The 20904-nt window shown below is 65.5% G+C and carries 16 protein-coding genes; 10 read left to right on the plus strand and 6 right to left on the minus strand.

The annotated features are described in order from the left end of the window. Positions 1-234: 234 nt before the first annotated feature. Both asnB and HL671_RS14145 read right to left on the minus strand, forming a co-directional pair. Positions 235-2178 carry an asparagine synthase (glutamine-hydrolyzing) gene (gene asnB / locus HL671_RS14140; RefSeq protein ID WP_172236747.1) on the minus strand — a complete coding sequence of 648 codons (1944 nt, stop codon included), beginning with the start codon at positions 2176-2178 and terminating at the stop codon, positions 235-237. Positions 2179-2184: 6 nt separating this feature from the next. Further along, the gene (locus tag HL671_RS14145; RefSeq protein ID WP_012043793.1) at positions 2185-2364 is read right to left on the minus strand and encodes a hypothetical protein; all 180 of its coding nucleotides are present in this window, start codon (positions 2362-2364) and stop codon (positions 2185-2187) included. Positions 2365-2689: 325 nt separating this feature from the next. Between HL671_RS14145 and HL671_RS14150 the strand changes: the two genes are divergently transcribed. From HL671_RS14150 to HL671_RS14165, 4 genes are all read left to right on the plus strand, one after another. Beyond that, positions 2690-4003 carry a KamA family radical SAM protein gene (locus tag HL671_RS14150; RefSeq protein WP_172236748.1) on the plus strand — a complete coding sequence of 438 codons (1314 nt, stop codon included), beginning with the start codon at positions 2690-2692 and terminating at the stop codon, positions 4001-4003. Positions 4004-4033: 30 nt separating this feature from the next. Then, positions 4034-5674, plus strand: a complete 1641-nt coding sequence (locus HL671_RS14155) for a cyclic peptide export ABC transporter (RefSeq protein WP_172236749.1) — start codon at positions 4034-4036, stop codon at positions 5672-5674. Next, the gene (locus tag HL671_RS14160) at positions 5671-6981 is read left to right on the plus strand and encodes a prohibitin family protein (RefSeq protein WP_172236750.1); all 1311 of its coding nucleotides are present in this window, start codon (positions 5671-5673) and stop codon (positions 6979-6981) included. The genes HL671_RS14155 and HL671_RS14160 overlap by 4 nt, the downstream gene beginning before the upstream one ends. Before the next feature lie 190 nt (positions 6982-7171). Then, positions 7172-7834, plus strand: a complete 663-nt coding sequence (locus tag HL671_RS14165; protein WP_246579707.1) for a 4'-phosphopantetheinyl transferase family protein — start codon at positions 7172-7174, stop codon at positions 7832-7834. A gap of 95 nt (positions 7835-7929) precedes the next feature. On the opposite strand, the gene HL671_RS14170 is transcribed toward HL671_RS14165, so the two are convergent. Further along, positions 7930-8706, minus strand: coding sequence for a GntR family transcriptional regulator (locus HL671_RS14170; RefSeq protein WP_168167899.1), 777 nt, complete (start codon positions 8704-8706; stop codon positions 7930-7932). Positions 8707-8772: 66 nt separating this feature from the next. Between HL671_RS14170 and HL671_RS14175 the strand changes: the two genes are divergently transcribed. Genes HL671_RS14175 through HL671_RS14200 form a run of 6 tightly spaced genes read left to right on the plus strand, consistent with a single transcriptional unit; the run spans position 8773 to position 16229 of the window. Continuing rightward, positions 8773-10074, plus strand: a complete 1302-nt coding sequence (locus tag HL671_RS14175; RefSeq protein ID WP_172236752.1) for a M20 family metallopeptidase — start codon at positions 8773-8775, stop codon at positions 10072-10074. A gap of 15 nt (positions 10075-10089) precedes the next feature. Further along, positions 10090-11640, plus strand: a complete 1551-nt coding sequence (locus HL671_RS14180; RefSeq protein ID WP_012043800.1) for an ABC transporter substrate-binding protein — start codon at positions 10090-10092, stop codon at positions 11638-11640. Positions 11641-11654: 14 nt separating this feature from the next. Next, complete coding sequence (locus HL671_RS14185) at positions 11655-12602, plus strand: ABC transporter permease (RefSeq protein ID WP_172236753.1); 948 nt, start codon at positions 11655-11657, stop codon at positions 12600-12602. After that, complete coding sequence (locus HL671_RS14190; RefSeq protein WP_041750726.1) at positions 12595-13425, plus strand: ABC transporter permease; 831 nt, start codon at positions 12595-12597, stop codon at positions 13423-13425. The genes HL671_RS14185 and HL671_RS14190 overlap by 8 nt, the downstream gene beginning before the upstream one ends. Next, the gene (gene nikE, locus HL671_RS14195; protein WP_172236754.1) at positions 13422-14996 is read left to right on the plus strand and encodes a nickel ABC transporter ATP-binding protein NikE; all 1575 of its coding nucleotides are present in this window, start codon (positions 13422-13424) and stop codon (positions 14994-14996) included. The genes HL671_RS14190 and nikE overlap by 4 nt, the downstream gene beginning before the upstream one ends. Before the next feature lie 18 nt (positions 14997-15014). Beyond that, positions 15015-16229 (plus strand): M20 family metallopeptidase, encoded by a 1215-nt coding sequence (locus tag HL671_RS14200; protein WP_172236755.1) that lies wholly within the window; start codon positions 15015-15017, stop codon positions 16227-16229. 7 nt (positions 16230-16236) lie between these two features. Here the strand turns inward: HL671_RS14200 and HL671_RS14205 are convergent, their stop codons facing one another. From HL671_RS14205 to HL671_RS14215, 3 genes are read right to left on the minus strand one after another with little or no spacing between them, the layout of a single operon-like run. Then, positions 16237-16593: a carboxymuconolactone decarboxylase family protein gene (locus HL671_RS14205; protein ID WP_012043805.1), complete on the minus strand. Its 357-nt coding sequence runs from the start codon at positions 16591-16593 to the stop codon at positions 16237-16239. Positions 16594-16602: 9 nt separating this feature from the next. Further along, complete coding sequence (locus HL671_RS14210; protein WP_172236756.1) at positions 16603-19827, minus strand: efflux RND transporter permease subunit; 3225 nt, start codon at positions 19825-19827, stop codon at positions 16603-16605. Beyond that, positions 19824-20825 carry an efflux RND transporter periplasmic adaptor subunit gene (locus HL671_RS14215; RefSeq protein WP_172236757.1) on the minus strand — a complete coding sequence of 334 codons (1002 nt, stop codon included), beginning with the start codon at positions 20823-20825 and terminating at the stop codon, positions 19824-19826. Before HL671_RS14215 ends, HL671_RS14210 begins: the two co-directional genes overlap by 4 nt. Positions 20826-20904 lie beyond the last annotated feature (79 nt).

Consider the following 20904-nt stretch of genomic DNA (forward strand, 5'->3'; position numbering starts at 1 on the left):
TCACGACTCCCTCTTGATCAAGACGCAATAGACAACAGAACGTCTGCGCATCAGTCCGACGCGTGCGTTACCATGGAAGAACGAGCACAACAGAACGGGCGGTGAAAATGGTGAGCGTTACACAACAAACGGAACGCGACTTGACCGGAGAGCTGATCTACTCGCAAAGGACGAGTATCAGGATAGCTGCAAGAAGAGATATAGGTGGCGATGGTTGACGTCAACTGGAAGCTCTTACGCCAAGGCCTCTGTTGACGGCATCTGGATTGATAGCTGCGCGCTCGGATCGCTGGATGAACTCATTTTGAAAAGATCGTGGATAATGCATAGGCTGGCGATCTCGACGAGCAGCGGTTCGAGCCGCAGGCGATCCTCTGGAGGGAGTGACGTCAGACGGTCGATCAGCTTGCGCACCTTTCTCGGCTCAAAGAATGGGAGTGCGGCCAGAGCCGGCCCATGCAGCACATCGCGGATCATGGCACCGAACGGGTGTTTGGCATCGGTGGCGGTCGGCGGCGCAATGAAGGGATGCTTCTGCCGGTCGACGGCGTCTGCCGGCAGCAGGTTGCGCATCGCTTGCCGCAAAGCGAATTTTTCAACGCCGTCGCGAATCTTCAAGTGGCTGGGCAACCGCCATGCCAGCTCAACGACCTGGTGATCGAGGAACGGCAGGCGGCCCTCGATGGAATGGGCCATCTCCATCCGGTCGCCGAGCGTGACCAGGACATAATTGGGCAGGGTCGTCTTGAGCATCAGGGCGATCCCGAGATCGACCGTATCGAGCGCAGGAACGGTCCACGGCTCGAGATATTTCAGAAAGGCCGCCAACGGCCGGTCGGTCGACCATGCGGCGCGCAGATCATCGCGGAGCAGGTCGGCGACGCCCAGCAGGTGGGCCATCTGGTGTCGCAACCAGGTCGGCACCGTACCAAATCTCTGCGCGATGAGTGGGAGCTGGTCGGTCGCCGTGTGCTGCGGCGTCACCGCATAGGTCGCGCGGTCGCGTGTAGCGATCATCGCCTGCATGGCCGCACTGCCGCCGAGCGCATCGACACGCGAAGGTGCATAGCCGGCGAAGATCTCATCGGCCCCTTCACCGGTCAGAACGACTTTATAGCCAGCATCACGTACGGCCTTGCTGAGGATGAATTTGGCCGTGCCGTGCGGGTTGAAGCACGCGGTCTCGCTGTGCCAGAGCGAGGTTGCGAAATGGTCCGCCAGTGCCGCGCCGTTGACGGGTACGCGATGGAAGCGGGCACCCAATTGCGTCGCAAAGCTCTCTGCGCGATGGCTCTCGTCGTAGGCCGCGTCTTCATAGGCGATGGTGAATGCGTCCGGTGCCCGGTTCGTCGTGGCGGCTGCCAGCGCGAGTACGGACATCGAATCGATGCCGCCGCTGAGATAGGCCGCGACCGGTACGTCGGCGCGCATCCGCCATCGCGTCGCCCGCGACATTTGGGCGCGGATCTGATCGAGCGCGCCATGCTCGTCCTCGATCGGTGACAGCGCCGACGCGAAGGGAGCGTCCCAATAGCGTTGAATGGTAATGCCGTGCCGCGTGGCCGAGAGATAACAACCTGGCGGGACTTGGCGGATGCCGGAAAACAGCGTTCCGTCCTGCAGCACATGGGCTGCATCGAGAAAGCCCTCGACGTCCCATTGCGCCGGCACGCCCATCGCCAGCAGAGCCTTGATCTCCGACGCGAGCAGAATGCGTCCGGATTGGACGGCGTAGAACAGGGGCTTGATGCCGAACCTGTCCCGTGCAGCGATCAGGCGGCCGGCGCCGGCGTCCCAGAGAATGAAAGCAAACTCGCCGTTGAGATCGGCGAAGCAGCGCGTGCCGGAGTCGTTATATAGCCACAGGGCGATCTCGCTGTCGGAGCGGGTCCTGAATCGTGCGCCGCGGGCCGTCAAATCGTTGCGGATGCGTTCGTAATCATAGAACTCGCCGTTGACGACGAGTTGAAGCTTGCCGTTGGGATGCGACAGCGGCTGCTCGCCGGTGACAAGATCGATGATACTGAGCCTTGTATGGCCCAGCGCAACCTTGCCGTCCTCGGATATCCACAGCCCGTTTCCATCGGGGCCGCGATGGTCCAGCAAGCCGAGCGCCCGGGCAATGGCCGGGCGGTCGATCGGCGTATCCCAGCACCAGACGCCCGCCAGCCCGCACATCTGAAATCAGCTCGTGCGCTGCGGTCGCGATGGCTCACCAAACACGACCATCAGCAGCAGAATGACGAATGGCGTGAAGATGAGAGATAGAATGAAGATGATCCACGGTCCCGGACGCGTGTAACGCCCCAAAAATCCGACAAATAGACAGAGGAGAATATAGAAAGCGACCAGGATCAGAGGCATGTGTCACTCTCACATGAATCAACCAGATTAGTCTGGATGACGATACTCGGTCATGCAAGGCGCTTGATGTGTAGGACCCGTCCGATTGATTGACAACAATTCGGTGGCTACCTACAGTCGCGGTCGGGCAGTGTTCATGCTGAGAGAAGGGCGACGAGATCAGGGGCGGTCAGTCGCGAACTTGTCTTCCGGCGTTTCCGTTTAGTCATCAGCTTGCGTTCATCTGTCGTCGCTTCGACGACGGCTGTTTGTCGTCGTGGTTTCCGATCCGCGTGGATGATTGTCCGTGGGTCGAAGGGGCCGGATATTTGGTGCGAGGTCGCGCGTGGCGGGAAAGTCTCTCAAGCTGTACGGGCTGCAGCACCTCGACATTTTACGCCGCTACCGCGACATTCCGGACCGAGCCCTGCACGACATGAGAGTCGTCGGGCAGGTGCTGCCGTTCCGGGTCAACAATTATGTGCTCGATGAACTGATCGATTGGGCCGAGCCGGATGAGGATCCGTTCTACCGCCTGACGATGCTGGATCGTCATATGCTCGATTCGGCCGACTTCGACGCGTTGGAACGGGCAATGCGCGTCGGCGGTTCGGCTCCGGTCGAGGTGACGGCGGCGATTCACCGGCGCTTCAATCCCCATCCCGGGCGGCAGATGACGATGAACATGCCGGAACTCGGCGGTAGTGGGGTGTCGGGGCTGCAGCACAAATATGCCGAGACCTGCCTGGTCTTTCCAGCCAGCGGCCAGACTTGCGCGGCCTATTGCTCGTTCTGCTTCCGCTGGCCGCAATTCATCGGCAACCGGGATCTGCGGATGGCGACCGACGAGAGCCAGCGCTTCGTCGCGTATATTAAAGTGCACAAGGAGATCTCCGACGTGCTGCTGACCGGCGGTGACCCGCTGATCATGCGGGCGTCGGTCTTGCGCCGCTATCTCCTGCCGCTGCTTGGTGCTGATCTCGCCCATGTCACGACCATCCGCATCGGGACCAAGATGCTGGGCTTCTGGCCCTACCGTTTCACCACCGATGACGACGCCGACGATCTGATCGCGCTTCTCGAAGAGGTGGTCCGCTCCGGTCGTCATCTGGCGATCATGCTGCATATAAGCCATCCGCGCGAGCTCGAGACGGCGGCTGCGCGTCGTGCGGTGCAACGCCTGTTGTCGACCGGCGCGGTGCTGCGCAGCCAATCGCCTGTCGTCCGCGGCGTCAATGACGACGCCCGGATCTGGCAAGAGCTCTGGAGCCGCGAGGTCCGGCAGGGCATCGTGCCCTATTATATGTTCGTGCTCCGCGACACCGGGCCGCGCGCATTCTTCGAGGTGCCGCTGGCGCGCGCACTCGAGATCTACCGCGGTGGCATCAGGCAGGTCTCCGGCCTGGCGCGCTCGGCGCGCGGGCCGATCATGTCGACCGACATGGGCAAGGTCGCGGTCGACGGTGTTGCGGATGTGGGCGGCACCCGCAGCTTCGTCCTCAGCTACGTGCAGGCGCGGGTCTCGGATTGGGTCAAGCGACCGTTCTTTGCCCGTTTCGATGACAGCGCGACCTGGATCGACGGCTTGCAGCCGTTGTCGAGTTCGGACCGCATGTTCCTGGCGCGTCCCGAGCCGGTGGTGGCCCGGATTCATCATTGACCGCGTGAGACGCGCAGGAGCTGCTCCCGCATGGGGCCGATACCGAGCTACACCGCACTGATCCGCGACAAATCGGACGCCCCGCGTGAAGCGCTGAGTCTGGCGCTGATGACGGCGCTGTCCGGCATCGCCATGGGCGCCTCCATGGCGGTGGTCAATGCGGTGGTCGGAGGTGGGGAGGCCGGCGCGACGCTGCCGAATCTGCTGCTGTTCGCTCTGCTGGCGACAATCTTTCTTTGGACGCGCAATTATGCCCTGTCGCGGACGGCGATCATCGTCCAGGCGATGCTCACGCGCATACGCGAGAACATCGTGCGCAAGCTCCGCGACATCGACCTTCAGGCGCTCGATGCGATGAACCGCGAGCGCCTGATCGGGACGTTGTCGCATGATTGCTTCGTGATCTCGGAGGCCAGCGAGTCGATCGTGATCGGGGCGTCATCGGCGGTGATGCTGCTGTTCTCCGCCTTCTATGTCGCGACCCTGTCGATGTTCGCGTTCATCATGCTGTGCGTGCTGGTGTGTGCGGCGATCATCTACTACCGGCGCAGCCAACGCTCGAGCCGGACGATCCTGGACGCCGCGAGCGAGAGCGAGCGCCGGTTGTTCGACAGCATCCGCCATCTCGTCTATGGCTTCCGCGAGATCAAGATCGCGCCGGAGAAGGGCGATGATCTGCTCGACAATTACATTCTCGGCTACGGCGCACAGGCGCGGGAGCTGCGCATCCAGTCGCAGCGCCAGTTTCTCAAGGGCCTCGCCTCCAGCCAGACCTTCTTCTATATGCTGCTCGCGGCCATCATTTTCATTCTGCCGCAATACCAGGTCGATCGGCTGGTCATCGAGAAGATCACTTATATCATCCTGTTCATTGCCGGACCGATGGAGGTCTTCGTGCGGGCGCTGCCGGAGGCGATCAAGGCCAATGCCGCGGCGGAGCACATCTGGTCGGTCGAGGCGTGGCTGGACAGCGCCGAGCGCGACGCGCAGCCGACGTCATTGTTGGCTGATCCGGAATTCCACTCGATCGGGTTGCGCGAGTTGACGTTTGAGCATGGCGGCGCCGAGGCCGGGCAGGGCTTTCGCGTCGGCCCCATCGATCTGTCGCTACGGCCTGGTGAGATCGTGTTCATCGCCGGCGGCAATGGCAGCGGCAAGTCGACGCTGCTGCTACTGTTGCTCGCCTTGTACCGCCCGCTCGGCGGCCAGCTGGTATGGAACGGCGCCGCGGTCCGCCCGCATAATGCGGCGCGCTATCGTCAACTGTTCTCGGTGGTATTCGCTGATTTTCATTTGTTCGACCGGCTCTACGGCCTGCGTGATACCGACCCTGGGCGCGTCGACGACCTGCTGCGCCGGTTCGGTCTGGATCGCATGGTGAAGTTCGTTGACGGCGCGTTCTCGACGCTCGATCTGTCGACCGGCCAGCGCAAGCGGCTGGCGATGATCGGCGCGCTGCTCGAGAACAAGCCGATCATGGTGTTCGACGAATGGGCGGCGGACCAGGATGTCACGTCGCGCGACTATTATTATACGAAGCTGCTGCCGGAGTTGAAGGCGCAGGGCAAGACGATCGTGGCGGTGACGCATGACGATCGCTATTATGGCGTTGCCGACCGGGTGATCTACATGGAGCAGGGCAGCATCCGCTCGCAGGAGGCGCGCGTATGAAACATGTCCCGATGCCGGATCTGCAGATGGGCGGCGGCGGACGGCTGCGCGCTCGCCTCAGGACGGCGTTCCTGGTCACGCTCGCGATCGTCAGCTTCCTCGTCATCTATTCCTGGTGGCACATTTTCATCGTCATTCCGCCGGGCTTTGCCGGGGTCAGATATTCGCTGTTCTTCGGCGGCACCAGCGACAACGTGGTCTACAATGAGGGCCTGCACCTGCAATGGCCGTGGAATTCGGTGCGGATCTACGACACCCGGCTGATTTCACGCAGCTACAAGGTCGAGGCGCTGAGCCAGGGCGGATTGACGATCTCGGTCGATGTGACGGTGTTCGCGACACCCGCGCCCGGCAAGCTCGCCGAGCTCAACCGTCAACTGGGGCCGGACTATTTCGAGAAAATCGTCGAGCCGGCGATCAGCGGCGGGGTGCGCGACGTCGTCGGCAAGATCACCGGCGACCAGCTCTATCTGCTCTCCAATCAGGAACTGGAAAGCCGTGTCCTCAGCGAGGCCATCAGTGAATTTCCGGTTGATCTGGTGCGCCTCGTCAAGGTGATCATCAGGCGCGTGGAGTTGCCCCAGCAGATCAACGAGGCGATCGACCACAAGCTCGCCGAGGAGCAGCGGGCCCAGGCCTACATGTATATTCTGCAGTCGGTCGAGGGTGAGGCTGCGCGTCGCCGCATCGAGGCGGCCGGCATCCGCGATTTCCAGACCATCGTCGGCTCGAGTCTCACGCCCGCGCTGCTGACCTGGCAAGGCATCGAGGCGACCCTGCAGCTCGCCAAGTCGAACAATGCCAAGGTGGTGGTGATCGGGAATTCATCGAAGGAGCTGCCGCTGATCCTGGGCGCCGACATGTTCAAGACCAACGAGGCGCTCTCGGGTGAGAAACAGGACGCGGCCGTCGCGGCGGCGCAGCCGAAGCCGGCCGACGCCGCACAGTCCACCGCGCCGGCGCAGCCGGCTGCGTCGGCGCCGGCCTCGAGCTCCGCATCGCCGTCGCCCTCCACGGGCCCGCAGTCCGCCGTCTCGCCGCAACCGGCTGCGCCCGTGCAACCGGCATCGCCGCCGCAGAGTGCCGCGCCTGCGCAAGCTCCGCCGCAGACGCTGCTGTACCCGCAAGCGACGGCGCCGTCGCCGCCGGCCAGCCGTCAGTTCGGCGTGCCGCGAGCCCAGACGGGACGTGGCCAGCCATCCCCGTGGAGCGCGCCGCCGCGGCCGACCGTGTTGCCGTCCGACCCGTTCGGGCTGCCCATTCAGCGCAATCCGCTGGGATCGGAGCCGGGCCGAACCGCGCAATGATGGCTGCGAAGCTCTTGCTGTTGTCTCCACCCCCCAAGTTTGACGGGGTGAACCCGAGAGGCCCGGCGCAAGCTTGAATCCGCCGCATGCGCGTGCTCCAACGTGAAGAGCAGCCCGACGCGCGGCTGACGGCTTGATTTCGTGAAGCACCATGTGCGCGCGCGAGCCGGATGTGGTGGAGAGTTCTGTCATGGAAATCGCCGAGCTGTTTCGACGTCCGGTCGTGGTCGTCGCCTCGGAGATCTGTCACGGCGATGAGGAGCTGTTCCCGGAGGAACTGGCCCATGTCAGAGCTGCAGTCGCCAAGCGGCGCGCCGAATTCGCGACCGCGCGCATGTTGGCGCGCCGGGCGCTCGCCTCGCTCGGCGCGACCCCGATATCGCTCGTCCCAGGGGCCGACCGGGCGCCGGTCTGGCCCTCCGGCTATACGGGGAGCATCTCGCATTGCGCCGATTATTGCGCCGTGGTCGTCGCGCGCAGCCGCGATGTCCGGGCGCTCGGTCTCGACATCGAGGATGTGCGTGAGTTCGAGCCGTCGATGCACGACCTGGTCCTGACATCAGGGGAGCGGGCGTGGCTTCGTCGCCAGCCGCAGGAGCTGCAGCCGATCCTGCCGATCCTGTTCTTCAGCGCGAAGGAGGCTTACTACAAATGTCAGTATCCGATCACCCGCGGCTTCCTCGAATTCAGCGATGTGGAGTTGACGATCGACTGGCCGGCCGGAGCCTTCGAGGCGCGGGTTCTCAAGCGCGATTGGCCGGCCGACGTTGCGCGCCTGGCCGGTCGGTTCGTGATCGACGGCGGCCGCATCTGTTGCGGCGTCGAACTGGCGGCGGCACCAACCCAGGCGTGACCCTCGAGATCACGCTGCATCCTGCGGGCGTGAGGAGGCACTGCTGATCGCTGGCGATCGGCCGCGCTGCGGCACGTTGGACGAACATTCGCGTCTCAGCGGATCTCGTTGGAATAATAGTGCTGCGCCGTCGTCGCGCGGTGCTGGCTGAGGATCGCCAATGCGCCGGTCTGGTCGTAGGCCTCCTCGTCGATGACCAGCACGGCGCTCGGCGCCGCGAGGCCGAGGAGCTTGCGGTCCTCCTTGGTCGCGACCTCGGCGGTCACCTTCTCCCGCACGGCCGCGATGCGGATGCCGTAGGCCTCGAGCAGGTGGCGATAGATCAGGGCGGGAACCTTCTTCGTCTCGCGCGGAAACTGCGGCACGCGACTGGCGACCAGCGAGATGCGCGAATGCAGCACCGGCGCACCGCCGACGCGCCGGATGCGATGCAGGTGCAGCAGCTTCTCGCCGACCGCCACGGCGAACAGCGCCGCCTCGGTCGGGGCGGCCGGTCGTATGATCACCGACAGCACCTCGGCCTCGGATTGGAGCAGGCTGCCGTCGGCGCCGAGCAGGCGGAAATATTGGAAGAAGAAACTGAGCCCATGCTGTGATGCGCGACCGGTGACGACCGTGCCGGTCTTGCGCCGGCGCATCAGCATGCCGCCGGCGGTGAGATCGGCCAGCGCACGGCGGATGGTGCCGACAGCTACGCCATATTGATCGGCGAGCGCGACCTCGCCGGGCAGCACCGTCCCCGGGGGAAGGTCGCCGATCAGGATCGCCTCGGCGATCTGCCGTTTGACATGTTCGTACAACGGCACCGGCAGTCCGCCTGGACCTGCCCCCATGCCGTCTGCCGCTTTGCTGGCCACGCCTGCCTGTTTCATGGAATTGACAAGTGCCACGTCGTGTTCTCTATTTCTATATAGAATATAGGATTGGGTTAGCGGCAAATGATTTCTCTGGACATCCCGGATCGGGGCGCGGCCAGCCTGGCTGGCGCCTTCGCGGCGATCGAGCGGCTGTCCGAAACCGCGGTGGATGATTTGCGCAGCATGGTGGCGGTCGACACCAGCTTTCCGCCGGGCGCCGGCTATGAGGCCTTTGCCGATCTGATGGAGCAGCTCGCTGTCCCGCTGGCGCTGGATTGCGAGCGCGTGATCGTTCCCGAGGAGCTTTGGCGGGCGCCCGGCGCGCGCGGGCAGCGCACGAACCTGATTGCGCGGCGCCGCTCCGGCCGGCCGGTGCTCGGGCTGTATTTCCACGTCGACACCGTGCCGGCGGCGCACGGTTGGGCCGGTGATCCGCTGCAGCTCGCCCGCGAGGGTGATCGCCTGTTCGGCCTCGGCGCTGCGGACATGAAGGGATCGATAGCGGCTGCGCTGCTCGCATTGCGCGCCGCGCAGCAGACGGGCCTAGTGCTCGCTTATGATCCGATGCTGCTGCTGTGCACGGACGAGGAGGCCGGGCTCTATCCGGGCGTCCGCTATCTTGCAGAGCAGGGACGCCTCGAAGGGCACATTCTGAACTTCAACGGCAGCGCCATGCCGCGAATCTGGGCCGGCTGCTTCGGCCTGTTCACGCTGACGGTGCGCGTGCGCGGCAAGGCGGCCCATGCCGGCGAGCAGCGCAGCGCCGGCGCCAATGCGATCGAAGCGGCGCTGCCGATCCTCACTGCGCTCGCCGGCCTGAAGCCCGTGATCGCGCAGCGGACGTCGGCCTTGCCGCCACCGCCGCAGGCAACCGGGCCGCTCACCGCGAGCCTCGACATCTCGGCCGTTCATGGCGGGCAGTGTGGCGGACAGATCCCGTCGCAGTTCGAGATCCTGTTGTGCCGTCGCTACGCGCCCGAAGAGCAGTTTGCCGCCGCGCGCAGCGAGATCGAGACCGTGATCAGGCAGGCCGCAAGCGGCCTCGATCTCGACATCATCCTCACCGGTCATCTGGCGCCGACCGCCGACCCCGGCGGTCCCCACTGGCCGCGCTGGCAGCGGGCGCTTTCGGCCGGGTTCGGTTACGCCGCCGAGGACTTCGCACGCTGGGGCGCCTCCGGCTGCTCCGATTTCGGCTGGGTGCAGCAGGCCACCGGCATGCAGGAGGTGCTGCTCACCGGTCTCGGCAAGCCCGACAGCCGCATTCACGCGCCAGGCGAGTCGACCACGCTGACCGACATCGTCGCATTGGCGAAATCGGTGCTGGCCTATCTTTCAGTCGAGTTCTGTCCCGAACTCTCTCCCGAAACCATGACGCCCTAAGAGGACTCTGCCCTGATGCCGTCCGTCACCCGTCGCCATTTCCTCGCTGGCACCGCGCTCGCGTTGGGCGCCTTGCCGCAAATCTCCCTCGCCGCCGAGGCGCCGAAGCGCGGCGGCGTGCTGCGCATCTCCGTCGACCAGGGCGCTGCGGTCATCCATCCGCTGCTGGCGCGCGTCAATCCGGAATATCTCATCACCGAATTGCTCTATTCCAACCTGACCCGGCTGAAGCCGGATATGGCGGTCGAGCCGGATCTGGCGCTGTCCTGGCAACATGCGGCGGGGTTGACCGAGTGGACGTTCAAGCTGCGGCCCAATGTCAGCTTTCACGACGGCTCACCGCTGACGGCCGACGATGTCGTCGCGACCTTCAAGGCGATCCTCGATCCGAAGACGGCCTCGCCCGCGCGCACCAATGTCGGTCCCATCAGGGATGTTGCGGCCGTCGACGCCGCCACGGTGAAGTTCACGCTGTCCGGGTCCTTCGCCGACTTCCCGGTCGCGCTCGCCTACACCAATGCGCGCATCGTGCCGGCGAAAGTGATCGCCAGCGACCTTGCCAGCCTCGCGACGAAGGCGAACGGGTCGGGCCCCTTCAGGCTCGTGTCCTACGAGCCGGACCGCAAGATCGTGGTGGAGCGCAATCCGGCCTATTACGATCCGGCTCGGCCCGCGCTCGATCGGGTCGAGATTCTGGTCTATCCCGATCGCACCGCCGAAGCGTCGGCTCTGATCTCGGGCGACATCGATCTGATGCTGTCGACCACGCCCGGCGAATATGAGCGGCTCGGCAAGGCCGCCGGTGTCAAGGCGCTGCGGGTTCCCTCGGGGCAGTTCCTCAATGTCAACATGGGCTGCGATCAGAAGCCTTTCAACGACGTTCGCGTGCGCCAGGCGCTGGCGCTGACCATCGATCGCCAAGCCATGGCGGGGTTCGTCGCTGGCGGCTATGGCACGCCCGGGAACGACACGCCGCTCAGCCCGGCCTATCGCTTCTACAAGGATAGCGCGTTGAAGAAGCCGGATATCGCGAAGGCCAAGCAGCTGCTGGCCGCGGCTGGCTATCCGTCCGGCATCGACCTGACCATGGTTGCTTCCGACAAGCCCGACACGCGCACGCAACTCGGCGTCGCGATCCGCGAGATGGCCGCTCCGGCAGGATTCCGCATCAACGTGCAAACCATGCCGCATGCGACCTATCTCGATCAGGTCTGGAAGAAAGGCAATTTCTATGTCGGCTTCTACAATATGCAGCCGACGGCCGATGCGATCTTCAAGCTGCTCTACACCTCGGATGCCGCCTGGAACGAGACGCGCTGGAACAACCCGCGCTTCGACGAACTCATCACCGCCGCCCGCAGTGAGACCGATGACGCCAACCGCGCAGCGCTCTATGAGCGGGCGCAGGCGATGATGACCGAGGAGGTGCCGTCGGTCATCCCGGTGTTCTTCGACATTCTCGCGGCACAACGGGCTTATGTCGAAGGCTATCAGCTGCATCCGCGCGGATCGGTGTTCCGGCTCGATCTGGTCTCGCTCGGCGCCGGTGCGCCCAAGCGCGCCTGAGACGAGGTTCTCCGGTGTCGTTCGCCTGGCTGCTGCGGCGGCTCTTGCTCATGATCTATACGGTCGCCATCGTGTGCGTGCTGGTGTTCGCCATCACGCAGGCGCTGCCGGCCGATGCCGCGCAGACCTTGCTGGGCGAAAACGCCTCGCCCGAGGCGCTCGCCGCCGTCCGCACGCGGCTCGGGCTCGATGATCCGGTCTGGCTGCAGTTCGTGCATTGGGTCGCGCGCGCGGTGAGCGGCAATTTCGGCGTCTCGATGCGAACCGGCCTGCCGGTGGCGCCGGAGATGCTGACGGCGCTGTCGCGGTCGCTGCTGCTCGCGGCAGGCTCCCTTGCTCTGACCCTCCTGGTCGCGGTGCCGATGGGAATGTTTGCCGCGCTGCGCCAGGGCAGGGTGGCGGACACCGCCACCAGTGTGATCGCCTATCTCGGCGTGTCGCTGCCGGAGTTCGTGACCGCGACCGTGCTGGCGCTGCTGCTGACGGATATCGTGCCGTGGCTGCCGGCGACCGGCTACGTGTCGCCGCTGGAGAACATTGGGCTGGCGCTGCGTCATCTGGCGCTGCCGGTCCTGACCGTATCGGTGATTCTCGTCGCGCATGTCATGCGCATGATGCGCTCCGAAACGCTCGACGTGCTGCAATCCGACTACGTCCGTGCCGCTCGGCTGAAGGGCCTGCCGGAGCGCACGGTGCTGGTGCGGCACGTCATGGGCAACGCGCTGCTGCCGGTCATCACCATCGTTGCGCTCGATGTCGGCTATCTGCTCGGCGGCATCATCGTCATCGAAGAGATCTTCGCCATTCCCGGCATTGGCCGTGCGCTGATGATCGCGATCACCACCCGCGATCTGCCGTCGATCCAGGCCGGCGCCATGATCATGGCGACGACCTACGCGATCACCAACACGCTTGCCGACGTGGTCTACGCCCTGCTTGACCGGCGGATCCGCTATGACTGAGCTGCTGCAACGGATGATCCGCAAGCCGCAGGGCGTGATCGGGCTGACACTGCTCGTCGCGCTCGCCATCCTCTGTCTCCTCGGACCATGGCTTGCGCCCTACGGTCCGGAAAAGATGGACTTTCTCGGCCGCTTCCGGGCTCCGGGATGGCAGAACTGGCTCGGTGCCGATCAATTCGGCCGCGATGTTCTGAGCCGGCTGCTGTCCGGTGCGCGGGCGACCGTGCCGATGGCGCTTGCGGCCACGCTGGCCGGCAGCGCGATCGGCGCCGTGATCGGGATCGGCTCGGCCTATCTCGGCGGCAAGTCCGACGAGGCGATCATGCGCACCAACGATGCCGTGATGGCGATCCCCGGTCTGCTGATGGCGCTGCTGCTGGTCAGCACGCTCGGCAATGGCGCGGGCAATGCCGTGGTCGCAATTGCGCTGGCCTTTGCGCCGGGTATGGCCAGGGTGACGCGCTCGGTGGCGCTGGCCGTGCGCAATCAGGACTATGTCAAGGCGGCGGTCGCGCGCGGCGAGGCGGCGGCTCACGTCATCTTCCGTGAGATGCTGCCCAATGTGATGGGGCCGATCATCATCGAGGCTACCATCCGGGTGTCGTTCGCGGTCATGCTGTTCGCGACGCTCAGCTTCCTTGGCCTCGGCGCGCAGCCGCCCGCGTCGGAATGGGGCCTGATGGTCGCCGATGCACGCCAATACATGCACCGCGCCCCGTGGATCCTGATCGCGCCCTCGGCCGCGATCGCGCTGTCGGCGATTGCGTTCAATCTCGTCGGCGATGCCTTGCGCGATGCGCTCAACCCGAGAGATGATCGATGAGAGCTGCGCTCACGATCGACAATTACGGGCTCGACTATTTGACGGCTTCGGGCGTCGTCCCTGTGCTGCGCGACGTATCGCTCGCCATCGCGCCGGGCGAGGTGCTCGGCCTCGTCGGAGAATCCGGCTCCGGCAAGAGTTCGCTGGCCTGGGCCTTGATGCGCCATCTGCCGGCCAATGCGCGCGAAATCTCCGGGTCGCTGCAGCTCGGCGATATCGACCTGCAATCCCTGACGGCCAAGCAGCTCACCGCGGTCCGCGGCCGCCGGATCGGCATGGTGTTCCAGGATCCGTCGACGGCGCTCAACCCGACGCTCACGATCGGTCGCCAGATCACCGAGGCGCTGATGCGCCACCGCGATCTGAACGCCCGGGACGCCAAGGCGCTCGCGATCGAGCTGCTCGGTCATGTCGAGCTGCGCGACCCGGCCGCGGTGCTGCGTCGCTATCCGCACGAGATTTCCGGCGGTGAGAAGCAGCGCGTGATCATCGCCACCGCCTTCGGCTGCCGGCCGGACGTCATCCTGTTCGATGAGCCGACCACGGCGCTCGACGTCATCACCGGCGCCCGCATCATCGATCTGTTTGCGCGTCTGCGCGCCGAGACGGGCGTCGCGGCGCTTTATATCTCGCACGATCTGGCGATGATGACCCGTGTCGCCGATCGCGTCGCAGTCATCCGCCACGGCCGCATCGTCGAGCAGGCCAAGGCATCGGAGATCTTTTCCAGACCGCAGCACGACTATACCAGGTCGCTGATCGCTGCGGTGCCACGGCCGGAGCGGCGGCTGGTGCACGACATCCCCGGTACCGATGTGCTGCTTCAGGCCCGCGGCATCGAGGTCCAGTATGGCAGGGCCGGGCTGTTCCGCGCCGCGCCGCCGCCGGCGACAAAGGCCGTCGATATCGACATCCGCGCCGGAGAGATCGTCGGCGTGGTCGGGGAGTCCGGCTCGGGCAAATCCTCGATCGCGCGCGCCCTGACCGGTCTCGCCCGGTTCTCCGGCGCGATCAGTTTCGACGGCGGCACGTTGCGCGGCGCGGGCGACATGGGCGCCGGCTACCGCCGCGATGTCCAGATCGTGTTCCAGCATCCGGACTCCTCGCTCAATCCGCGCCATCGCATCGGTGAGATCCTGTCGCGCCCGTTGAAGCTGTATGGCGGCGATACCGCTGCCGTGCCGCGGCTCCTGGAGCAGGTCCGGTTGCCGGCCTCCTATGCCACACGCTGGCCGCACCAGCTGTCCGGCGGCGAGAAACAGCGCGTTGCGATCGCCCGCGCGTTTGCAGCGCGCCCGCGGCTCGTGATCTGCGACGAGATCACCGCGCCGCTCGACGTCTCCGTGCAAGCGCAGATCATCGATCTGTTGCTGGCGCTGCGGGCCGAGACCGGCGCGGCCTATCTGTTCATCACCCACGATCTCAATCTGATCCGCCAGATTGCGCACCGCATCGTCGTGATGCGTCATGGTCAGCTGGTCGACAGCCGCGCCATCGACGCGTTCGGGACCGATGACGTTCACCCTTACACCCGCGAATTGATGGCGGCGTCGCCGGCGCCTGTCGGCTGACCGCAAGGATTGCAACACATGGATCGCAACGAACTGCTCGCCCGCATCGACGTCCCCGGGGCGCTCGCGCTGCTGTCGCGCATGGTACAGCACAAGAGCTATTCGAAAACGGAGGGTGAGAAGCAGCTCGCGACCTTCATGGCGGAGCGGATGCGCGAAATCGGCCTGGACGCCGCCGTGGCTCCGTTCGGCACCGAAGGCCGGGTCAATGCCGTCGGACGCTGGAAGGGCAGCGGGGGTGGGAAGAGCCTGCTGTTCAACGGCCATGTCGACACCAACCCGGTGACCGAAGGCTGGACCGTCGATCCCTGGGAAGGGAAGGTCGACGACAAGTTCATCTACGGCATCGGCGTGTCCAACATGAAGGCTGGCGACGCGGCCTATTTCTGCGCGGTCAAGACGCTGATCGATGCGGGCGTGAAGCTCAGGGGCGATGTCATCCTGACCTATGTGGTCGGCGAGCTGCAGGGCGGCGTCGGCACCTATTCGCTGATCGAGCAGGGGCTGCGCGCCGACTATTTCATCAATTCCGAGCCGACCGACCTCCAGGCGATGACCATGCATGCGGCGGCGTTCATGTTCATCATCGAGCTCGTCGGCAATACGCGGCATTTGTCCAAGCGCGAGCAGGCGGTCGATGCCATCATGGCGGCCTGCGATCTCATTCCGCGCCTCAATACCATGACGTTCTCGGGTGCCCGCTCGCCCGCGCATGAGGCGATCAACCGTGTCCATGTCGGCGTCGTTCACGGCGCGCTCGGCCGCGAATTGCACGAGTGGCGGACGCCGCAGGTGGCGGATTTCGTCCGCATCAAGGGCTCCGGCCGCTATGCGCCCGGCCAGACCGAGCAGGGCGCGCTGGCCGACATGCGGCGCGAGCTCGATGCGCTCGAGGCGCGGTTTCCCGGCCTCAAGGCGCATCTGATGTCGGAGGACCGCGCCGGCGTGCCGACCATGCCGCCGTTCGAGGTGGCACCGGACAGCCCGATCGTGCGCGCGGTCAACGAAGCCTATCGTGCCGTGCGCGGCGCGGCGCAGCCGACGGGGCCGGTCGCACCGAGCTGCTTCTATGGCACAGACGCCGGCCATCTCTATACTTCCGGCGGGATGCAGGGCATCGTGTGTGGCCCTGGCGGCCGGTACAATACGATGCCGGATGAGCGCGTCGACGTTCCCGACTATCTCGACATGATCCGCATCTACATGCTGGCCATTCTCGACATTTGCAGCTGACGGGCGCTCAGGCGGCCGCCGTCTGCTGCTGGAACTGCTCGAACGCTGCAATGGCGTCGGCCGCATACATCAGCGACGGCCCGCCGCCCATGTAGATCGCCATGCCGAGCGTCTCCTCGACCTCCTGGCGGGTTGCGCCGAGACGGACCAGCGCCTCGGCGTGAAAGCCGATGCAGCCGTCGCAGCGGACCGCGACGCCGATGGCAAGCGCAATCAGCTCCTTGGTCTTCTTGTCGAGCGCGCCGTCGGCGCCGGCGGCCCGCGCCAGTGCGGAGAAGCCCTGCATCACGTCGGGAATGTCCTTGCGCAGCGTCTTCAAGTTGCCGGACAGGTCCTTGCAGATCTCGCTGTACAACTTGGTCATTCGTGTCTCCTACGACATCTTCGTGGTGGGGTTGCCGGGCTCGCGCAGTGCGATGTAGATCGCGGGGATCACGAGCACGGTGAGCAAAGTGGATGAGGCCAGGCCGAACAGCAGCGAGATCGCCAGGCCCTGGAAGATCGGGTCGAGCAGGATCGTGGCCGCACCGATCATCGCGGCCAGCGCCGTGAGCAGGATCGGCTTGAAGCGCACTGCGCCGGCTTCCAACACGACGTCGCGCAGCGTCTTGCCCTCGCCGCCGCTGTGCCGGATGAAGTCGACGAGCAGAATCGAGTTGCGGACGATGATGCCGGCCAGCGCGATGAAGCCGATCATCGAGGTCGCGGTGAACGGCGCGCCCAGCAGCCAATGGCCGAGCAGGATGCCGATCAGGGTCAGCGGGATCGGAGTCAGGATGACCAGCGGCAGGCGGAAGCTCTTGAACTGCGCCACCACCAGCACGTAGATGCCGAGGATCGCTGCGCCGAACGCCGCGCCCATGTCGCGGAAGGTCACATAGGTAATCTCCCATTCGCCATCCCACAGCAGCGTCGGACGGGACTCGTCCTTGGGCTGGCCGTGGAAGCCGATCACCGGCTTGGGCAGCTTGCCCCAGTCATGGGCGTCGATGCGGTCGGCGACCGCGAGCATGCCGTAGAGCGGTGCCTCGAAGCGGCCGGCGAGCTCGGCCATCACCATGTCGGCGAAGCGCCCGTCGCGGCGGAAGATCATCGGCGAACCGTCTTCCATCGTGGCCTTCACGACCTGGCCGAGCTCGACCACCGTCTTGCTGCCCGGCACCGTGTTGGCCGGCACCGGCGTCGAGGCCAAAGCCTCGCTCCACGATTTGTCGCGCTTGGGCAGCCGCACCGCGATCTCGATCGGATTGCGGTCCTCGCCGCGATGCGAGTAGCCGACCGAGACGCCGCCGAACAAGGTCTGGATGGTGTCGTAGACGTCGCGCTGCTCGACCCCGAAGAATTCCAGACTGTCCTGGTCGATCGACAGCCGCAGCCGCGGCCGGCGCTGGCCGATCGAATCGTCGATGTCGACGATGAAAGGAACGTCGGCGAACACCTTCTTCAGCTCGCTCGTGACGGCGCGCCTTGTCGCGGCATCCGGGCCGTAGATCTCGGCAAGCAGCGTCGCCAGCACTGGCGGCCCCGGCGGCACCTCGACCACCTTGATGCTGGTCCCTGACGGCACGGAAACGGCCTTGAGCCGCTGCCGCAGATCGAGCGCGATGTCATGGCTCGCCCGCTTGCGATCGCCGCGCGCTGCGAGATTGACCTGGAGCTCGCCGAGCTCCGGGCGCTCGCGCAAATAATAGTGCCGGACGAGGCCGTTGAAGTTGAACGGCGCGGCCGTGCCGGCATAGCTCTGCACAGTCGTGATCTCCGGCAGCTGGTGCGCGATGTCGGCTGCGGCAAACAGCGTCCGCTCGGTATCCTCCAGGCTCGCGCCCTCGGGCAGATCGACCATCACGGCGATCTCCGACTTGTTGTCGAACGGCAGCAGCTTGACCGTGACGGACTTGGTGGCGAACAAGGTCATCGAGAGCAGCGTCGCGATGCCGACGCCGAGCAGGAAGATCCAGGCGGAGCGCTTGCTGGCGACGATCGGGCGCGCGACGCTGCGGTAGATGCGCCCGAGGCGGCCTTCGCCATGCGCATCGTGATGCGCGCCGGCCGCGGCCGTGGTCTGCTTTGGCGCCAGCCGTAGCATCAGCCACGGGGCCACGACCATGGCGACGAAGAACGAGAATAGCATCGCGGCCGATGCGTTGGCGGGGATCGGCGCCATATAGGGGCCCATCAGTCCCGACACGAACAGCATCGGGAGCAGGGCGGCAACCACGGTCAGGGTGGCGACGACCGTGGGATTGCCGACCTCGGCCACCGCTTCAATCGTGGCCTGCAGGCGCGGCCGGCCGTCAGCCATGCCCCAGTGGCGGGCGATGTTCTCGACCACGACGATGGCGTCGTCGACCAGAATGCCGATCGAGAAGATCAGAGCAAACAGGCTGACGCGGTTGATCGTGTAGCCCATCAGATTGGCGGCGAACATCGTCAGCAGGATCGTGGTCGGAATCACCACGAATGTCACGAGCGCCTCGCGCCAGCCGATCGCAACCGCAATCAGCACGACGATCGAGATCGTGGCGAGGCCGAGATGGAACAAGAGCTCGTTGGCTTTCTCGTTCGCGGTCTCGCCATAGTCGCGGGTCACGGTGACGGCGACATCGCTCGGAATGAGGCTGGTCTTGAGTCCTTCGAGGCGCTGCGCGATGTCGTGCGACACCACGACCGCGTTGGCGCCGGCGCGCTTGGCGAGGGCCAGGCTCACCGCGGGCACGCGGTGCCAGTCGCCCTTGCCATTGCGCGCGTCGTCCCAGACGCGATGTTCGGCGAGATTGGGGCCGATGACGACGGTCGCGACGTCACGCACATAGACCGGGCGGCCGTCGCGGGTCGAGATCAGCAGCAGGCCGATATCGGGAATGCCCGTCAGCGTCTGCCCGGCTGTGACGTTGCGCACGATGCCACCGTCGCGGACGTCGCCAGCGAGGAACGAGCGGTTGGCATCCTTCACCTTGGCGACGAGCTGCTGCAAGGTCACGCCGAACAGCGACAGCTTCTCGGTATCAGGCTCGACGCGGATCTGCTGGGCGCCGCCGCCGGAGATGTAGGTCAGGCCGATATTGTCGACCTTGGTCAGCTCGGCGCGCAGCTTGTCCGCCAGCTCGTAGAGGTCCTTGTCGGACCAGCGCTCGGCGGCCTCCGGCTTCGGTGACAGGGTCAGCACCGTGACAGCGACGTCGTTGATCCCGCGGCCGACGATCATCGGCTCGGGGATGCCGACGGGGATGCGATCGAGATTGGCGCGGATCTTGTCGTGGACGCGCAGTATGGCGTCCTCGAACTTGGTGCCGACCAGGAACCGCGCGGTCACCATGACCCGGTCATCCTCGGTCTGGCTGTAGACGTGCTCCACACCGTCGATCGCCTTGACGATCGTCTCCAGCGGCTTGGTCACAAGCTCGACGCCGTCGGGCGCGCGCAGGCCGTCGGCGTTGACGCGGATGTCGACCATGGGCACGCTGATCTGCGGCTCTTCCTCACGCGGGATGACGACCACCGCGATGAGGCCGACCACGAGCGCGGCGAGCAGGAACAGTGGTGTCAGCGGCGAGGCAATGGTCGCCTGGGTCAGCTTGCCTGAGAGTCCAAGTTTCACGGCTGCACCAATTGGTCGCCGGCGCGCAGGCCGGACAGGATTTCGAGACCATCGGGAAGATCGGCGCTCGGCAGGGCGCGGCCCCGCTGCACCGGTACGCTCGCCTTCTGCGCTCCCTGCTGCAGCTGGACGTAGTCGATGCCGAAGCGGGTCGTGACGTAGCGGGCGGGGATCACATAGGCGTCGCGCTGGCCGCCGGAGATCCAGACGCGTAGCCGGTCGCCGACGAAGTACTGGCCGAGGCCGGGAACAATCGCATCGGCGACGACGCGGCCTTCCTCGATCTGCGGATAGACGAGGTCGATGACCCCCCATTTGTCGCCGCTTTCGCCGAACTCGGCACCATCCAGGCGGATCTTGTCACCGGCTTTCAGGAACAGCGCATGGCGTTCGGGCACGCGCAGCCGCAGCTTGAAGTTCTGCTGCGCCACCGTGACCACGGGATCGCCGGGTAGAACCACCGAGCCGACCGTCACCAGCTTCTTCAGCACGCGGCCGTCATCGGGCGCCAGCACCTGGCCTTCGCTCATCTGTTGATTGACCACCGCGCGCTCGGCGGTCTTGGCCCGCAGGCCGTTCTCGGCGACATTGAGCGCGGTGCGCGTCTCGTCAAGCTTGACACGGGGCAGGGTGCCGCGTTCGACGAGGCCTTCGGTACGCGTGAAGTCGATTTGCGCCTGGTTGGCCTGCGCCTGCAGCGCCTCGATCTGGGCGTCGAGCGATTTGAGCTGCAGAGCGAGCTTCTCATCGCCGATCAGAGCGATCGGCTGGCCGCGCTTCACGGGGTCGCCTTCGCGAACGGAGAGCTGCGCGATCGTGCCGCCGATGCGGCCGCGCGCCGGGACCACGCTGATGCTTTCCACCGTCGCGAACACCGCCTTCTCGTCGGCGACTTGGCGCGGTGTGACGGTCAGCGTCTCGGCATGCACCGGCGCGGCCTGCCAGCCCATCTGCCACGTCATCGCGGCGATCAAGCTCAGGAGCGATAATGTGCGCATCAGCCTTGTCCTGTCTCTTTTGAGTCAAATCGGGTGGTCAGGCGAAACCGTTGCGGCCGGTCCAGACATCCCACCGGAA

This window comes from Bradyrhizobium denitrificans (genome assembly GCF_013179005.1).
Classification (GTDB): domain Bacteria; phylum Pseudomonadota; class Alphaproteobacteria; order Rhizobiales; family Xanthobacteraceae; genus Bradyrhizobium; species Bradyrhizobium denitrificans.